We start from the raw sequence: 16399 nt of genomic DNA on the forward strand, positions 1-16399 counted from the left end.
AATTATTTTACAAGTACATATTATATATGTAGAAACTTATGTGAAGGAGGAGAGAATGCATGTTTCAACAATCTAACGTATATCAGCAATCTAATCCATATGCACAGCAAAATATGTACCAATATAATACGGATACATATTTACGTTATAATATGTATCCTTTCGAGCCTCATTATGGAAATCAAAATTATTACCAGCCATTTGAAGTATCGTTTATGAATCAACCGCAGCAACCGTATATGAATCAACAACCGCAACCTTATATAAATTCACAATACTATATGCCACCACCATCTCCCTATGGCAATCAACAAGCGATGTTTTATCCACCAAAACAACCGTATCCGACACAAAATAAACAAAAGCAACAGCAGCAACCAAGTCAATTTTCTAGTTTTGTTTCCCAATTTAAAAATTCAGATGGTAACTATGATGTAAATAAAATGATGAATACAGCTGGACAAATGATGAATGCGATGAATCAAGTGACAGGTATTGTAAAGCAAGTGGGAGGCTTTTTTGGTAAGTAATGTCGAAGGTTTGTCTATAAAAAGCATTGGATAGAAAATCAAAGACTAGACAAATTTCCTTAGAATAAATGGGTATATATAACAAGCGGCTTACCCTCTTTTCTCATACTGTAAAGTGTAATCAGATTTTTTTTATGAGAGAGGAGAGAAAAACTATGCATCATTGTCATCCTTGCTTTGGAGGGCATAAGCCTACAGGACCTATTTGTACAACTGCTCCTGTCATTCATCCGACGAAACAATGCGTAACACATTCTTTTTCAACAACGGTGGTGCCACACATTTTCCCGACGCATACAACACATGTACATCATCAACAAATTAAAAACCAAAACTTCTTCCCGCAAACAAATTCAAATGTAAATGTTGTGGACCCAATCGATCCAGGATTCGGCGGATGTGGACCATGTGGCCATGGTCATCACCACCACCACGGTCATCAAATATCCCCATTCGGACCAGGACCGAATGTATCGCCGTTTGGACCAGGACCAAATGTATCACCATTTTTACCAAACAATGTATCACCAGTAGGTCCGAATATTGGACCAAACGTTGGTGGAATATTTAAAAAGTAAATGATATGTTAGAACTAGCGAAATGCTAGTTCTTTTTTTGTAATTGGAGTGTTGATATGAAAGTTATTGCAGTAACAGGCTATAAGCCATTTGAACTTGGAATATTTAAAAATGATCATCCAGGAGTAGAATGTATAAAAAAGGCGCTGCGTCGTAAATTAACTGCTTTTGTAGAAGATGGGTTAGAGTGGGTTATAATAAGTGGCCAGTTAGGTGTAGAATTATGGGCTGCTGAAGTTGTTTTTGAAATACAAGTAGAATATCCAGATTTAAAATTAGCGGTATTTACTCCATTTTTAGAACAAGAAGAAGGTTGGAAGGAAGATAACCGTGAATATTACGAATTTATTCTCTCTCAAGCAGACCATGTTGATAGTATCACAAAACGAAAGTACGAAAGCCCAGAGCAATTTAAATTAAAAAATCAATTTTTTATTGAAAAAAGTGATGCACTTTTAGCTGTATATGATGAAGAAAAACCAGGGAGTCCTAAATATATTGTAGAAGCGGCAAAGAAAAAAGGAGAAATAGAAAATTATCACAGTTATTTCATTCTTTTTTCCGATTTACAAGATATAATAGAAGAGGAACAGTGGAATAATGCTGAGTAATATGTAATATAGTACTCGTATATATGATTGACAAAAAGCATTGTTTCTGAAAAAATTTAGTTAATGAAAGTTTTGGCAAAAATTTGAGGTGAAGAAAATGATTTCGGATAAAATTAAATTAACGGCAAAAGATATTTTAGAAAAAGAATTTAAAACAGGTATGAGAGGTTATCAACAAGAAGAAGTAGACAAGTTTCTTGATATGATCATTAAAGATTACGAAGCTTTTCACAAGGAATTTGAGCAATTAAAGCAACAAAATGCTCGTTTAAAGCGTGAACTAGAAGAACAAAAGCTAGCAGCAACGCAAGTTCCACAACAACCAGTTGTACAAACACCAGTTGCACAACCAGTATATAACAACACGAATACGGACATTTTAAAACGTCTATCGAATTTAGAAAAAGCTGTATTTGGAAGTAAGTTATACGAATAATTTCTGGTGATAAAAAGGTTACAGCATTTTACATAGAAAAAAACATTGCAAAATCTTTTTGTTTCCACTATACTAATGGATGTCATAACGTTTGGGTAATCGCTGCAACGCCAACGTTGTAGAGGAAAGTCCATGCTCGCACGGCCTGAGATGGCTGTAGTGTTCGTGCCTAGCCAATTCATAAGCTAGGGTATTCTGGCTGTAAGGCTGGTTTAACGGCAGGGAAAAAACCTAAGTCCTTTCGGATATGGTTTGACTACCTTTAAAGTGCCACAGTGACGAAGTCCTTGAAGAAATGATAGGAGTGGAACGAGGTAAACCCCACGAGCGAGAAACCCAAATAATGGTAGGGGAATCTTTTCCAAGGAAATGAACGATGGGAAAGGACAGGTTGTATAACCTGTAGATAGATGATTGCCACCGGAGTACGAGGCGTGGGCCGTTTGCAGTACAAAGGAACAGAACATGGCTTACAGAACGTTATGAACCAACTATGAAATAACTCAGCTCTCCTTTGTTAGAGGAGGGCTTTTTATTTGTATGAAGTTATAAATTATGAGTTAAAATGGTTAATGAGAAAATTCTTCGTAAAATGTAATAATTAATAGGATAAATGGCTATTAATTATTGTTTGAATATACATAAGAGGTGAATGCAAATGGGAAAAGTTACTTTAATCGCAACAGCGGCAATGGGTATTGAAGCTTTAGTTGCCCGAGAAGTTCGTGATCTAGGTTATGAATGCCAAGTAGAAAACAGCAAAGTAACATTTGAAGCAGATGAAAAGGCGATTTGTCGCACGAATTTATGGTTACGTACTGCGGACCGTGTGAAAATTAAAGTTGGCGAATTTAAAGCGACAACATTTGATGAGCTGTTTGAGAAAACGAAAGCATTAAACTGGGGAGATTATATTCCAGAGAACGGTGAGTTCCCTGTTATCGGTAAATCTTTAAAATCTGAGTTATTCAGTGTTTCGGATTGCCAACGTATCGTTAAGAAGGCTGTTGTTGAAAAATTAAAAACAACATATAAACGTACAACTTGGTTTGAAGAAGATGGCCCGTTATTCCGTATTGAGATTGCAATGTTAAAAGATATCGCAACATTAACAATCGATGCGAGCGGTGTTGGACTTCATAAACGTGGATATCGTGTGGATCAAGGGGAAGCTCCTTTAAAAGAAACATTAGCTGCGTCTTTAATTAAATTAACAAACTGGAAGCCAGATCGTCCTTTCGTGGATCCTTTCTGTGGATCAGGTACAATTCCGATTGAAGCAGCATTAATTGGACAAAATATCGCACCAGGTTTTAACCGTGGTTTTGCATCGGATGAGTGGGGCTGGGTTGGTAAACAAAACTGGCGTGAAGCTCGTCAAGAAGCAGAAGATTTAGCGAACTATGATCAACCATTGCAAATCATTGGATCAGATATTGATCATCGTATGATCCGTGTTGCTCAAGATAATGCAGAAGAAGTCGGTTTAGGCGATTTAATTACATTTAAACAAATGCAAGTAAAAGATTTCACAACAAAAGAGGATTATGGCTATGTTGTAACGAATCCTCCATACGGAGAACGTTTAAGTGAAAAAGCACTTGTTGAACAACTGTATAAAGAAATGGGACAAGTATTCCGTCCATTAGACACATGGTCGGCGTATGTATTAACAAGTTACGAAGCGTTTGAGAAGTGCTACGGAAAAGATGCATCGAAGAAACGTAAACTGTTTAACGGATTTATCCGTACAGATTACTACCAATACTTCGGAAAACGTCCACCTCGTAATTCATAGTATAAAGGCATTTGAAGGGCTAAAACATAATTGGTTCGCTTAGGACAAGTTATTAAATATTAGCCCAATAAATAAACCTCATTCTTTTTTCCGAAAGGAAGAAAGGGTGAGGTTTTTTTGTTGTATAAAATTGCAATGCAAGAATTTTTGGATGACAGGGAATTACGTAATTTAAGTAAACATACTTTGAAATCTTATAAAGGAATTTTGAAAAGGTTTGAGTCCTTTTGTGTAAATAAAGGGATATTTGATACTGATAAAGTTACGTCAAAAGTTGCAAAAGAATTTTTAATTTATTGTAAGCATGATTTGAAAAATAGTATATCTACAATAAATGAAAAGAATCGAACATTAAAGGTGTATTTTAAGTACCTAGAAGAGGAAGGGATAGTTGAAGATAATCCATTCAAAAAAATTAAATTTAGTAAAGAAGATACCATAACAGATGTTTTAACAGATGAGCAAGTGAAGAGTGTTCTTGAACACTTTGATAGAGGTCATTATAAAGGCACGAATTTTGCTTTAATGAGAAACCGAATGGTAATTGTCTTGTTAATTTCTACAGGGCTTAGAAGAGAAGAATTAGTTAATTTAAAGTGGTCTGATATTGATATGAGGAATAGGACAATTATGACCTATGGGAAGAAGAGAACCGTTGCTACTATTCCATACACAAGGAAATTGCAAAAAGAATTAGCGGAATATAAAACATTTTTAGAATTTTATTTCGAAGAAGAGAAAGAAGTTGTATATGTGTTCCCAGATAAGTGGAATCGACAATTAACTACAGAAGCAATCTCTACTTTATTCAAACGTTTAAAAAAGAATTTAAATATGGAAGGACTAACTTGTCATGCTTTTAGACGTTATTTTGCTTCTAAGTGTTTAAAAATGGGAATGGACTCTTTGAATTTACAAAAACTCATGAGACATGAAACGCTCCAAATGACCGAGCGATATGTAAAACTTTATGGTCATGCACTGCATGATGTAAATGATAAATATAACCCTTTAAATTTTATTGAAGTTTAAACCAAAAGAAAAAGAGTCGCTCCCGCCAAGAAACCGACTCTCAAAACTAGCCACAGGGGAGAAAAACTCCACTGTTCCCAACTAAATAACGGACAAACCGTACATTTAGCACCTTCATTTTATCGGAAAAATTCGAGGAATGCAAGGTTTCTTCAGTAATGCCTTTTTTTGGTGGAGTGTACGGTAATTCCGAACGTGGGAATGACCTAACACCACGCTAAACACTTGAACAGGTTCGCTAAGCCGATGTCATAAAGTTAAGCGTATACTCACAAAAGCGTTTCCTTGTTTGCGCTGAGTATAGTCTAGGAGAGAACGTCCATAAACGGTTTGGTAAAGGTTGCTTGGTGTACTACGGTACAGGTAGCAACGAATAAGAAAGATAAAATTAGGTTACGAATAATTAAGGATATGTCCGCAGTACAATTCCTTCCCTAAATCTTTCAGCATGTTGGACAAGCATAACATGTTAAAAGTTCGTTGTAGGTGGAAATCTAACGTTCAAACAAGGTGTTACTATACGGATTCCTTAACCCGATAGACCATGAGAAATGACAATGAACGTCTGCTTTATGTTGCATTAACCTTCTTATTTTTGCAATGTAAGGTAGTCATTCTATGCCCTAGCCGTTGTCCTGTACCCTCATTCCATGATGAAAGACAGACGACCGAAGTCAATACTTTTTATCAAAATACGGAAAAAACACCTTAGTTAAAGGCATTATTAATGAGGGGTATTTTATTTGAAGTATCAAAAGGTTAACAAAAGTGCCTTGATAAACACTTTATTAATGAGAGATAAATACACAAAATAAAAAACACATACAAAATACCCTTCAAAAGCACTAATATATGAGGGATAAAACATAAAATGGTTGCAAAAGTGCTTTCATAAACACTTTATTAATGAGAAGGTCTTTCTTAAACGTAAAAGGTTAACAAAATGCCCTTCAAAAGCACTAATATATGAGGGGTAAAACATAAAACACGTACAAAACAACTTAGTTGAAGGTATTATTAGTGAGGGAATTAATCTTAAAACATAAAATACATACTTTTCCCCCTTGTAAGCCACTAATATATGAAGGGTACTTTGGAAAAATATAAAATGGTTGCAAAAGTGCTTTGAAAACCACTAATATATGAGGGGTATTTTATTCGAAGTATCAAAACAGCGACAAAAGTGCTTTCATAAACACTATATTAATGAGGGGTATTTTTTTATAACTTTACTCAATTTATTGTATGAGTGAAAAGCAAAACTCCTTGGAAAACTAATTACATCTTTTCTTACGATAGCGATTAGTGTACTCCTTTATAGAAGGGTGGATAGCCACACCCTTCTTTTTTATTCTTAATTTTAAATAGAGGAAGAAATATAAATGCAAGAAATTAATAACCAAGAACAACAAGAACAGGCAAAAGATGTTGAAGAAACTCAACAAAATGAAGAAGTAGTTGAAGAAAAAACTTATTCACAAGAAGAAGTAGATTTGCTATATAACCAGATTGAAGAGTTGTCACAATACAAACCAAAAGAATTAACTGATGATGAAATTAAAATTCAACAAAAGTTGGAATCTATTTGGAAAAGAGAGGTTGCACAAACCTTAAAAGAAGAAGGCGTTGAAGTTTTCGCTGACTTCTTTAACGTTTCTGTCGATGATACAGAAGCATTAAATAATCAAATTACAAGATTAAAGGAAATCATTGGTCAACTAGAGTTGGCGAATGGATATAAACCGACAAATCATAAACAGGTAGACGGCTATAGCATTGCTAAGAAAAACAAAGACACTAAATCTATGATTAGTCAAAAATTAAATTTTTAATATAAGAAAGAGGAAAAAAGAATGTTAGATTCTAAAAAATTAACTACACAGGAAAATATTCATCTTACTGATGAAATCGCATTAGTAGCGCCTATCGCTACTCCATTTTTCACATTACTTATGAGCAAAGGATTATATGTTGACTCAAAAGGAAAATTTCACACATGGAGAGAAAAAACTCTTGATGGCACTGCTGACATTACAGTGGATGAAGGTGTAGATGCTACACAATTTGTACAATCTGGACGTGCAGAATTAAACAACGTTATGGAAATTTTCTATAAAGCAACTAGCGTATCTGGTACAGCACAATCAACAGGAGCAGTTGGTGATTTATTCGCACAAGAAATTAATGACCGCTTAGTTGAACTTGCTATTGGTATTGAGAATAAACTTATCAACGGTGTTAAAAACGATGGTGCAAGTGGCAAACGTCAAATGGATGGACTTTTAAAATTCGTTGATGCAGGTAACGTTGTCAACGGTGTTACTAAAGATGTATTAACTGAAAAAGAAGTTAAGGAACTTGTTAAGAAATTATGGACAGCAGGAAATGAAAATGGTGAATTTTACGCATTAGTTGGTGCTGACTTAAAAGACCAAATTGACGAACTATACAAAGACCGTTACTCTTACCAACATGTTACTACTGATTTCGGTATCACTGTTGATTCTGTAAATACTTCATACGGAAAAATTAACTTTATCTTAGACCGTTATATGCCGGCAGATAAAATTGTTGCTTTTGATGTAAATGCTATTAAAGTTGCTTTTTTACGCCAACCACAATTCCAAGCATTAGGTAAAACTGGTGACAATGATAAAGGTCAAGTAGTGGCAGAAGCAACGCTTGAAGTTGGAAGCAAAAAAGCAGTTGCAGTTTATAACTTAAAACAAGCGTAACTAACTAATTAAATACATAAATCTAATAAGGTAAGAGGGTAATTCCTCTTGCCTTATTTATTTTGATGAAAAGTAAAAAAAGTGAGTGGAATAGGAGGTTAACCACAATGAGCATTAAGGATATGTACATTATCGAACGTAGAAAGAAAAAAATACGTTTACGCCAGTTAGCAGATTATATTGGCTGTAGTCCATCTATTCTTTCCAGATATGAAACAGGAGATTGTGAGATGGATAAAGGTAAAGTAAAAAAGTATAAAGAATTTATAGATTCTTATTAAGTTTTAGGTAAACGAAAGGTTAATTAAAAAGGAGGAATTTAGAATGTTTCAAGAAAAAGAGTACTTTTTCTGTTATTCAACAAATTTACATGAGTTTTTGAGATATGAGAAAGGAATTAAATATATTTGCACAGCATTCCACGACACAACAAATAAACGATTTTGGCTATTTGAACGTGATGGGGAGTTGTTAAATGCTCTGGATGAGTATAATGAGCGGGGCAAAAAATTAGGATTAAAGAACAAGTAATCCATTAAAGGTAATTTAAATAAAAGGGGTAATTAGAAATGTTAAAAATGACAACAGATAATTATATCCAAATTCCAAACGTAGCGTTTGGGTTTGGTACAGAGTACAAATTAAACAACGATGAGTTAAAGGTGTTTGCTTATCTTCAATTTATGAAGAATGTTGGCACAATGAATATCAGAACACACGTGACAATCATTGTAGAGGATTTGGAATGGGTAACTTCAAAAGCAAGTCGAGACAATGCAAGAGCAGGAAAAGCATTGGAAGGTTTAAGAGATAAAGGTTATATAACTTTATCTTTCGACGGTGATGTAAAAAAGAATGCGCTAGCAATTGAAATAAACGATGAAATGAAGAAAGTGACAGCAGAGGGGAAAGTTGATTGGAAACAGAATCCATTCAAATTCAAAGGTTTTACGCCAATTAAATCCAGTGAATACAATCTAGCAGGAGGAGATGATTATCACCTAACAGTTATGGCTTATCATAATTGGAGAAATAACGCACAATTCGAATATCCTATTTGCGACAAAGAATGGTGTGAAGTACTGGAATTAGGTATGACACGAACAAGGGAAATCATTAACGATTGTACATTTCTAACAAAGGTTTCTGGTAAAAGATATCTAGATGAAACTGGACAATGGAAACAAGAAACAAACCAATATGTAAAAAGTATGTCTGTTAAGACGAATTTAAAAGAAACTGAAGCAACAAATAAAAACTTATCCTTCCTTGAAAGAGAGAAAGAAAAGGTAACCGATTTATTGGTTAAATTTGATGATGTTGTTTTTGGACAAATCTTTGACAAAACAAAGCGTTTTGAATTTAAGGGTTACAAAGCGTGGAAAGAAACAACTTGCGACTATGTTAAAAAAGCAGGCGAAAAGAAATTTGAAATTCTTGAAAAAGCAGGTCAATCATGGATTAGAGAAAAACTTGAAAGCCAGTATCAAGAACACTTAGAAAATCAACAAAGAACACATAGAATGATGGAAATTCACATGAAAGATTTTGAAGTATATGAAGAATGGACAACATCATATAAGCCAAAAAGAATCGAAGAAGAAAATTTCTTTGATGATATGTAAGAAAGAGGTTAAATGAAATGACGTTAAAAGAAGCATTAAAGAAGATTACAAAAGAGAATCGAATGTATTTTAATTATAAATTCCCAGATACAAGATTCAATCAAACTATTCAGCCCAAAAATGAAGAAGAATTTCTTGTTTCAGTTGGCAGAAAAACTATGAATGGTTTTACAAATTGGGAAAAGACACCAGAGTATGCAAATTTGGTGGCACTGTATTTACAATCGTTAATGATTGATGATATTAGATTGATGTATGATGCAGTAAGAGAGAAGGCAGTTGATGGTGACGACAAAGCCATTGGTACATTCCTTAAACTGTACAAGGAAATCAATTCTATTGTGAAAGGATTCGAAACCATCTCTAATGAAGATGGAGAAGATGAAGATGGGTTGATGGTGTAATATGAGTAAAAAATTAACAACAAAAGAAAAACTAGAATTGATTAACCATGACCCTGTTTTATGGCTTGAAAATTTCGTCAAAATCACGACTAACACAGGTGATTACATACCTTTTGTAGTTAATGACCAACAAAAGAAATTCATTAATGAAATGGGACGTTTTAATGTAATTGCAAAGGCAAGGCAAATTGGTTTTAGTACAATGTCATTGGCTTTGTGTTTATGGATGGCAATGAACAGACCACGAACAAATTATATGATAGTTTCCTATAAACAAGAATCATCAACATCATTATTTGACAAATTAAAAATGATGTATGATGACCTTCCACATGACAAATTTAAGTTTCCAAAAGATACACAAAACAACCGTAACCAATTGAAATTTGATAATGGCTCATCTATTACACTTGCAACCGCAGGAGGTAAAGATGTGGGGCGTGGAACTACATGAATACATTCTTTTATCAGAATTTGCATTCTATGAGAATCAAGATTCAATATTATTATCAGCAGAACAAGCATTGGCAAAGAGTAAAACATCAAAATTAGTAATTGAAACTACTTCAAACGGTTTCAACTCCTATCAAACACTCTTCATGAACGCATATAAAGGTGAGTCGAAGTACAAAGCATTTTTCTTTCCTTTCTACTCTTCCTCATACGCAAAACAATTCAAAGATGATTATGATGAAGCAGAAATATGGTACAAAGCAAATAATAAAGGAAAACGTCTTACTGAAGATGATTTAGAGCAAGACGAAATATTTTTACATAATCAAGGTGCTACTCTTAAACAGTTAATGTGGCGAAGATGGAAATTACTTGATATGACTTTACAACAATTTTATCAAGAGTTTCCTGCAACCCCAATGGAATCATTTATCAGTAGTGGATTAAACGTTTTTGGCCAACAAAAGATTGTCGAGCGCTTAAAATATATTAAAAAACCATTTCTATATAGAGATGTAAAAATGTTTATTCCAGATAGTATTGCAAAATACATTGGAAAATCGTTAATGATTTATGAATTACCTGTTGAGGGTGTCCGTTATTATGGTGGCGTAGATACTGCAAGTGGTAGTGGTGGTGACTATTCTACTATCTCAATTTTAAATGCAGACGGTGAACAGGTGTTAAGTTTTTATGACAATAAAATTCCTGTTTATGAATTTGCTAAGTTACTTGATATCATTGGGAAGTTTTATAATTATGCCTTTTTAACAGTAGAAAGAAACTCTTTTGGTACGCCAATCTTAGAACGTTTAAGAAAAGAATATGAGTATATGAATTTGTACAAACATAAAGTTTTTAATCAGCAATCAGGTAAAAAACAATTACAACTAGGGTATCAAACTACACAAGTAACAAAAAATATTATGATTACAGATCTAAAAGAACAATTCGAATTAGAAGTGATTTTTATAAACTGTCAAGAAACACTAGAGCAAATGCAGATTTTCATTGAAACAGATGGGAAAACAGGAAATAAAAAAGGTAATGACAAACATGATGATTGTGTAATTGCTATGGCATTAGCAATTCAAGGCATTAAACAAAATAAATGGTATGTTTAAGGAAAATGTAGTATTATTTTTCTATATTATGGTTAATCGGAGGATTACAATGAAATCTAAAAATGAAAAGGATGCTATAAAACTATCAAAGATTCTAAATAAAATTGGTGTTAATAGTCCAAGTGAAATTGTTAAAGGTGAAACATTCGCAAAGTTAGTTGAAAACTTTTCTAAATTACCAGTAGAAACTCTGGAAAATGTGTTGAAGAATATACCTAATTTTCAAGAACTAGCAAAGCAGTATATGGATAATTTAAATCATTCATTTGATAAAGTTGTTGATAATTTAATTGAAGAACAAAGAATGTTGTATAAAATGCTAGAAAAAGATAATCTAACCGATAGTCAAAGAGTAGAAATTATGAATGAGATTAGAGCGATTAGAAAAGAAATTCGCTATAAAGATATTGTATACAATATACAAAATAATAAAGCGTTTCAGATTGGAGCGTTGGCAGTTGTTACGATTGCAGGTGCACTTGCTGCCAAGGGTAGAAAGTAAATCAATAATGTTTTAAGCATCCTTTTAAAGGGTGCTTTTTATTTTGGAAAGGAAAAAGAAATGAATTTAAAAGATTATATTAAAACCGTACATAATGGTAACCAATTCTGGTTTGTAGATGAGGTGTCTCATTTTGAAAACCAGAAAAGAATTGTAGATACAATTGAGAAGAAAAGATATTTGGATGGTAAACATGCTATCTCAAATAGGATTGTAGAAAGTTATAATAATAAACCATATCAACAACGACAAGTTTTATTACAGTATGCAAAGTTAATTATGAACCTTGAAACTACTTACCTATTAAAAAAACCGATAACTTTTACTGGTGAGGAAAAAATTGTTGGAGATATGCAGAGGGTGTATAAGAAAGGTAATTATGACAAGATTGACTTCGACCTGCTAAATAACTTAGTTAAGTATGGTAATGCATATGAGTATGTGTATATCAAAGGTGATGGAAATGTGAGCAGTAAGGTCGTACCGACAGAATGCGGATATCCTATCTATAATGATGAGAACGAGATGATTGCATTTGTTGAGTATTATACATCATTAGAGAGTGACTTCTATGTTGTCTATACACTAGAGGAAGTAGTGAAGTATTCAACAATTGGAGGAATGGATTTACGTGTTGTGGGTTCTTATAAGAATGTTAGTGGTCTACCAATTCACTATAAAACAGATAATGAATTGAGCACGACATTTGGAAAGAGCGATTTAGATGACTTTATTAACATCATTGATGCTATGGAGGATTTATTATCTAAGTTTAGTGATTCATTCTATAAACATCATAATCCAATCCCAGTAGTTATTGGGCAACAACTAAAAGGAGAGGGGCTGAATCCTCATATCGTTGGTGGTGGAATTACTTTAGATGATGGTGCTGACTTTAAGATGGTAAGTAATGGTGTCAATCATAAGGCATTTGAGGTAATCTTCAATACACTTATGCAACAACTGATTAACATTGCAAGTGTTCCTGCTGTAGCATTGAATGCTTCTGATGTAAGTAACTTATCAGAGATGAGTATGAGAATGCTGTATCAACTTGCTGACATGAAGGGTGGACTCAACGAGCGTTACCTAAGAGAGGGACTAGAGCAACGCAACAGCAAGGTAGTGGGTCTGTTAGGTAAGCAAGGCAAGGCATACAGTGAAGATGCTATTGACTCGTTAGATATGGTGTTCCACTATGCAAGACCAGTCAATGAGACAGAGGTCATTGATAACTTAGTTAAGATGTATGATGTTGGTGCAATCAGTATGGAGTCATTGGTTGCAATCAATCCATATGTTAGCAATGAACACCTAGAGTTGAAGCGTATACTTGAACGTGAGAAACGAGTTAGTGAGCAGAAGCAAGTCAATAACAAGGTCAATGAGCATGAGCAAGCAAAGACAATGGATGTAAAAGCAGACGTTGCAACTAAGAAATAGGGTATAGTCGAGGAGCAAGCGTGACATATGTAAGTGTTGTGATTGTGTGTGGGGAGTTGGCAAAAACATTGATATATCAATGTTTAGTGATGTAAAGGTATTACTTTCATGCGACACACTTTTAAGTAATGCATGTGTGCGAGGATGAGCCGAGCCAGAAAATAAGCGAACAAAAATGAGAGAGGTATATAGAGAACAAATATTCTTTTAACTCGTTTTTGTTCGTTTTTGGGTTGGTGAATGAGTGTATTTGGAAGGAAATGGATACAAAACAAAAGCGAACATTCTGACTGAATCATCAATAAATGTTCGTGTCATATAACTACCGATAACACGGGTTATGTTAACTAGTATATAATTAGTATTATGGGGGTACTTCTTTATTCGTGTATTGTTCATTTTTTGTGTTTCCAAAGGTGAGAAGTCGAACAAAGCGTTTACCCCATGTTCACAAAATGCTCCTATAGCCAACCTCTCAACACACACCCTAAAAAATTTTCAGAAAGGAGAATCCATGATGTTTGATTCTATCCTAAATTTACCTAGTCAATCTCTATTATATCTTGAAAACAAAATCAAATCAATGTACCTAACATTAAATCCAATCAAACAACGTCCACTAATGACAACAGAACAATATGAAGTAATCTATCCATATGTTGCAAACATGTTGTATCAAGAGTTGTCCTTTACTCCATATGATACAACTCTTGTTCACTTTGAAGATGATGAGAACATGGGATATGAAGTGAATGGAATCAAACTGAATGGATTTTACATTACGGAACACCACAACGCTAAAACGCATATATTCGTATTTACATACGAAGGAATCTGGCTCTATAACAATGAGCCATTGGATACACCAACTTACATTCAAGAGTACATTAACAGATTAGTTTGCAACTCTCATGAATGTTTAATATATAACAAATCAATTACAAAGGAGAATATAGATATGGATAATATTGAAAGATTACAAATGGAAATCGGTGGTATGGAATTACCGTATGAAGAATTAATTGTGTATTTAGAGGAAGAAGGAATTAACGGTGATGCAATTTACAATGCATCGTCAAAAGCCAACAAGAAAGCAATCTATTCAACTGCACTGGCAATCTTAAATTCAATTGCAAACCAACCACATTTAATGAAAAACTACCGACAGGACGATATGACAATTGACAGTTTTGCTAAGTATTTGCAAGCACGAATTGACCAACTAGAAAAAAAGATTCGTCAAATGCCAAATGAAGATTCTACACCTAGCAACTTCTTCAATTTATTTCAATAGGAAAGGGGGATAAAAATGGATAAATTTAATATATTTAAACTGCAATATAACGCATTCAATGACATGATGTCATTAGCAGGTCAAGAAGTGTTTATAAATGGCGCTAAGAAGTATGGAATCATTACAAATACTGATACTCGAGAATTTAATGATAAATATCTTTCAACTAATTTCGCAATGATGCGTGGAGATTACATCTATTATAACGACATGTATTGGATGATTTGGAATCAAGTAACTGTACCACGTTCAGAAAATTATAAAGGAATTATGAGACAATGTGAGCACAATATCATATTTAATTTAAAGTATGCCGATGAAACAAATAAATATCTTTTAAAATGTCCTGCGGTTATTCAGCGTACAAGTGATTACACACAGCATTATCAGAGCGCAGTATCAATGGTTACAATTGATTCAGAGATTCATGTGTTTGTAAGGGATACTTCTTTGACCAGAAAAATTATGAAACTTGTTGGTAAAAGCGATGGACAAATAATTATAGGAAACAAAAATTATAGTATTATCGGTGTATCTGTTGAAAAGAAGGGATATTTAAATATTACCTGTCGTTTGGACAATACAACTTCTTTTTCTGATTATGTTAATGAAATTTATTGGAGAGAAACTAGACCTACTGATTGGGAAAGTCAAATTGATGATTCTTTATTCTACCGTGAAGGTGTAACGCCTACACTACCTAGTGCTCCTAATGGATTACAAACCAATGTTGGTGAAATTAAGGGTTATGATATTAAAAATCAAACACCTACATCACTTGGAGAGATTAGTTTCTCTTGGACACACGATGATAATAAAGTTAAGTATCGTGAATGGGAGGGATATAAGGTTGTATTTTTAAAGGATAATGTGGAGATTTCAACTATTACAACTATATCTGATTCTATTAATTATACAAACTTGCAAGCAGGTGAGTATTTTATTAAGGTTTCTATTCTATTCAATACATATGTAGAAGGTGAAGGAAGTTTAGCACAAACATCTACTGTATTTCAAATTAAAGATGAAACTGTTAAACCTTTACCACCTAACAATTATGAAACCAATGTATCACCTATGAATATTGAAGCCGTAGGAGAAGTAGTAGAAGATGGAGATGGAATAGTTACTTATTCATGGGGGAAAGATGTTAATGCTGAAAACTATTCTGGATTTGTTGGTTATACACTTTATCTATATCGTAATGGTACATATTCCTATTCATTAAACTTTGATAAAGATGTAACGTCTTATAAATGGACTAACAGAGGTGAAGGTACCTATTCAGGTAGAATCTGTGCACGTTTTATAAATGGTGAAATAGAGACATTAGGTTCAGAAAAGTTTTTTGGAAATGCAACAGTTCAAAATAATTTTGACAGCGGTGACCCTTGGTAATAGAAATATTGGGTGTATCTCATGATATACCTTTATTTCCCTTTATATGGCGCTCTAGTTATTTTTGATGTTTTGGTATTGGATTGGTTCTTAAAATCTAGTACAAGTAAATTTGAGAGGTCGCTTTTTGGAGCAGGAATCTTTTCAATTTTCTTTTTCGTGATTTGGTTTAATATGTATAAAGTCAGCAAATTACGCTAACACGTATATCCCTTGATAACAAAGGTTTTTATCCTGTCTTAAAAGTACCTAATTATTAATTTAGACACCCTCTTAGACACTTAATCTAAAAATATTCCACCTTCATTTAGACATTTTGGAGTGTTAAATGGCTTATTTAAAATGCAACGGGGTATCACTTTTTGTCCATTTTTGGTCAAAAAGCGAAATTGGTTTATCAGAAAATGTCCATTTTAGGACGAAAAGTGATAAGACC

General features: G+C 33.6%; 16 protein-coding genes, 1 other RNA gene and 1 pseudogene. All 18 read left to right on the top strand.

Annotation, left to right across the window (positions count from 1 at the left end):
- Positions 1 to 59: 59 nt before the first annotated feature.
- The 18 genes and pseudogenes from PDQ40_RS00920 (at position 60) to PDQ40_RS01005 (ending at position 15963) form a co-directional block, all read left to right on the top strand.
- Positions 60 to 530, top strand: coding sequence for a YppG family protein (locus PDQ40_RS00920; protein ID WP_000487707.1), 471 nt, complete (start codon positions 60 to 62; stop codon positions 528 to 530).
- 155 nt (positions 531 to 685) lie between these two features.
- Positions 686 to 1108 (top strand): CotD family spore coat protein, encoded by a 423-nt coding sequence (locus PDQ40_RS00925; protein ID WP_000546264.1) that lies wholly within the window; start codon positions 686 to 688, stop codon positions 1106 to 1108.
- 56 nt (positions 1109 to 1164) lie between these two features.
- Positions 1165 to 1719, top strand: coding sequence for a DUF1273 domain-containing protein (locus tag PDQ40_RS00930; protein WP_000862921.1), 555 nt, complete (start codon positions 1165 to 1167; stop codon positions 1717 to 1719).
- Positions 1720 to 1816: 97 nt separating this feature from the next.
- Complete coding sequence (gene gpsB / locus PDQ40_RS00935) at positions 1817 to 2155, top strand: cell division regulator GpsB (RefSeq protein WP_000622430.1); 339 nt, start codon at positions 1817 to 1819, stop codon at positions 2153 to 2155.
- 87 nt (positions 2156 to 2242) lie between these two features.
- Positions 2243 to 2633, top strand: an RNA gene (rnpB, locus tag PDQ40_RS00940) — RNase P RNA component class B.
- A gap of 180 nt (positions 2634 to 2813) precedes the next feature.
- Positions 2814 to 3953: a THUMP domain-containing class I SAM-dependent RNA methyltransferase gene (locus PDQ40_RS00945; protein WP_000521234.1), complete on the top strand. Its 1140-nt coding sequence runs from the start codon at positions 2814 to 2816 to the stop codon at positions 3951 to 3953.
- Positions 3954 to 4073: 120 nt separating this feature from the next.
- On the top strand, positions 4074 to 4985 hold the full coding sequence (locus tag PDQ40_RS00950) for a tyrosine-type recombinase/integrase (RefSeq protein WP_002170300.1): 912 nt from the start codon (positions 4074 to 4076) through the stop codon (positions 4983 to 4985).
- Positions 4986 to 6367: 1382 nt separating this feature from the next.
- Positions 6368 to 6817, top strand: a complete 450-nt coding sequence (locus tag PDQ40_RS00955) for a hypothetical protein (protein ID WP_061536753.1) — start codon at positions 6368 to 6370, stop codon at positions 6815 to 6817.
- 21 nt (positions 6818 to 6838) lie between these two features.
- On the top strand, positions 6839 to 7720 hold the full coding sequence (locus PDQ40_RS00960) for an SU10 major capsid protein (RefSeq protein ID WP_000887342.1): 882 nt from the start codon (positions 6839 to 6841) through the stop codon (positions 7718 to 7720).
- Between the two features lie 107 nt (positions 7721 to 7827).
- Positions 7828 to 8001 (top strand): helix-turn-helix domain-containing protein, encoded by a 174-nt coding sequence (locus PDQ40_RS00965; RefSeq protein ID WP_270691169.1) that lies wholly within the window; start codon positions 7828 to 7830, stop codon positions 7999 to 8001.
- A gap of 43 nt (positions 8002 to 8044) precedes the next feature.
- Positions 8045 to 8251, top strand: coding sequence for a hypothetical protein (locus PDQ40_RS00970; RefSeq protein ID WP_000485079.1), 207 nt, complete (start codon positions 8045 to 8047; stop codon positions 8249 to 8251).
- 38 nt (positions 8252 to 8289) lie between these two features.
- Positions 8290 to 9345: a hypothetical protein gene (locus PDQ40_RS00975; protein WP_270691170.1), complete on the top strand. Its 1056-nt coding sequence runs from the start codon at positions 8290 to 8292 to the stop codon at positions 9343 to 9345.
- Between the two features lie 17 nt (positions 9346 to 9362).
- Positions 9363 to 9749 (top strand): hypothetical protein, encoded by a 387-nt coding sequence (locus PDQ40_RS00980; RefSeq protein WP_270691171.1) that lies wholly within the window; start codon positions 9363 to 9365, stop codon positions 9747 to 9749.
- A gap of 1 nt (position 9750) precedes the next feature.
- Positions 9751 to 11326: pseudogene (locus PDQ40_RS00985) on the top strand (terminase large subunit domain-containing protein).
- 49 nt (positions 11327 to 11375) lie between these two features.
- Positions 11376 to 11828 carry a hypothetical protein gene (locus PDQ40_RS00990; protein ID WP_270691172.1) on the top strand — a complete coding sequence of 151 codons (453 nt, stop codon included), beginning with the start codon at positions 11376 to 11378 and terminating at the stop codon, positions 11826 to 11828.
- A gap of 60 nt (positions 11829 to 11888) precedes the next feature.
- Positions 11889 to 13271 carry a phage portal protein gene (locus PDQ40_RS00995; protein WP_270691173.1) on the top strand — a complete coding sequence of 461 codons (1383 nt, stop codon included), beginning with the start codon at positions 11889 to 11891 and terminating at the stop codon, positions 13269 to 13271.
- A 517-nt stretch (positions 13272 to 13788) separates the two neighbouring features.
- Entirely contained in the window at positions 13789 to 14565 is a 777-nt protein-coding gene (locus tag PDQ40_RS01000) for a glutathionylspermidine synthase (RefSeq protein WP_270691174.1), read from the top strand.
- 15 nt (positions 14566 to 14580) lie between these two features.
- Positions 14581 to 15963: a hypothetical protein gene (locus PDQ40_RS01005; RefSeq protein WP_270691175.1), complete on the top strand. Its 1383-nt coding sequence runs from the start codon at positions 14581 to 14583 to the stop codon at positions 15961 to 15963.
- Positions 15964 to 16399: the final 436 nt, after the last annotated feature.

The organism is Bacillus cereus group sp. Bc061, from assembly GCF_027715825.1.
GTDB lineage: Bacteria > Bacillota > Bacilli > Bacillales > Bacillaceae_G > Bacillus_A > Bacillus_A paranthracis.

Excerpts from the sequence above, each read along its gene's own strand:
- PDQ40_RS00920 (WP_000487707.1), top strand. The coding sequence starts at position 60 with ATGTTTCAACAATCTAACGTATATCAGCAATCTAATCCATATGCACAG.
- PDQ40_RS00925 (WP_000546264.1), top strand. The coding sequence starts at position 686 with ATGCATCATTGTCATCCTTGCTTTGGAGGGCATAAGCCTACAGGACCT.
- PDQ40_RS00930 (WP_000862921.1), top strand. The coding sequence starts at position 1,165 with ATGAAAGTTATTGCAGTAACAGGCTATAAGCCATTTGAACTTGGAATA.
- gpsB (WP_000622430.1), top strand. The coding sequence starts at position 1,817 with ATGATTTCGGATAAAATTAAATTAACGGCAAAAGATATTTTAGAAAAA.
- PDQ40_RS00945 (WP_000521234.1), top strand. The coding sequence starts at position 2,814 with ATGGGAAAAGTTACTTTAATCGCAACAGCGGCAATGGGTATTGAAGCT.
- PDQ40_RS00955 (WP_061536753.1), top strand. The coding sequence starts at position 6,368 with ATGCAAGAAATTAATAACCAAGAACAACAAGAACAGGCAAAAGATGTT.
- PDQ40_RS00960 (WP_000887342.1), top strand. The coding sequence starts at position 6,839 with ATGTTAGATTCTAAAAAATTAACTACACAGGAAAATATTCATCTTACT.
- PDQ40_RS00965 (WP_270691169.1), top strand. The coding sequence starts at position 7,828 with ATGAGCATTAAGGATATGTACATTATCGAACGTAGAAAGAAAAAAATA.
- PDQ40_RS00970 (WP_000485079.1), top strand. The coding sequence starts at position 8,045 with ATGTTTCAAGAAAAAGAGTACTTTTTCTGTTATTCAACAAATTTACAT.
- PDQ40_RS00975 (WP_270691170.1), top strand. The coding sequence starts at position 8,290 with ATGTTAAAAATGACAACAGATAATTATATCCAAATTCCAAACGTAGCG.
- PDQ40_RS00980 (WP_270691171.1), top strand. The coding sequence starts at position 9,363 with ATGACGTTAAAAGAAGCATTAAAGAAGATTACAAAAGAGAATCGAATG.
- PDQ40_RS00990 (WP_270691172.1), top strand. The coding sequence starts at position 11,376 with ATGAAATCTAAAAATGAAAAGGATGCTATAAAACTATCAAAGATTCTA.
- PDQ40_RS00995 (WP_270691173.1), top strand. The coding sequence starts at position 11,889 with ATGAATTTAAAAGATTATATTAAAACCGTACATAATGGTAACCAATTC.
- PDQ40_RS01000 (WP_270691174.1), top strand. The coding sequence starts at position 13,789 with ATGTTTGATTCTATCCTAAATTTACCTAGTCAATCTCTATTATATCTT.
- PDQ40_RS01005 (WP_270691175.1), top strand. The coding sequence starts at position 14,581 with ATGGATAAATTTAATATATTTAAACTGCAATATAACGCATTCAATGAC.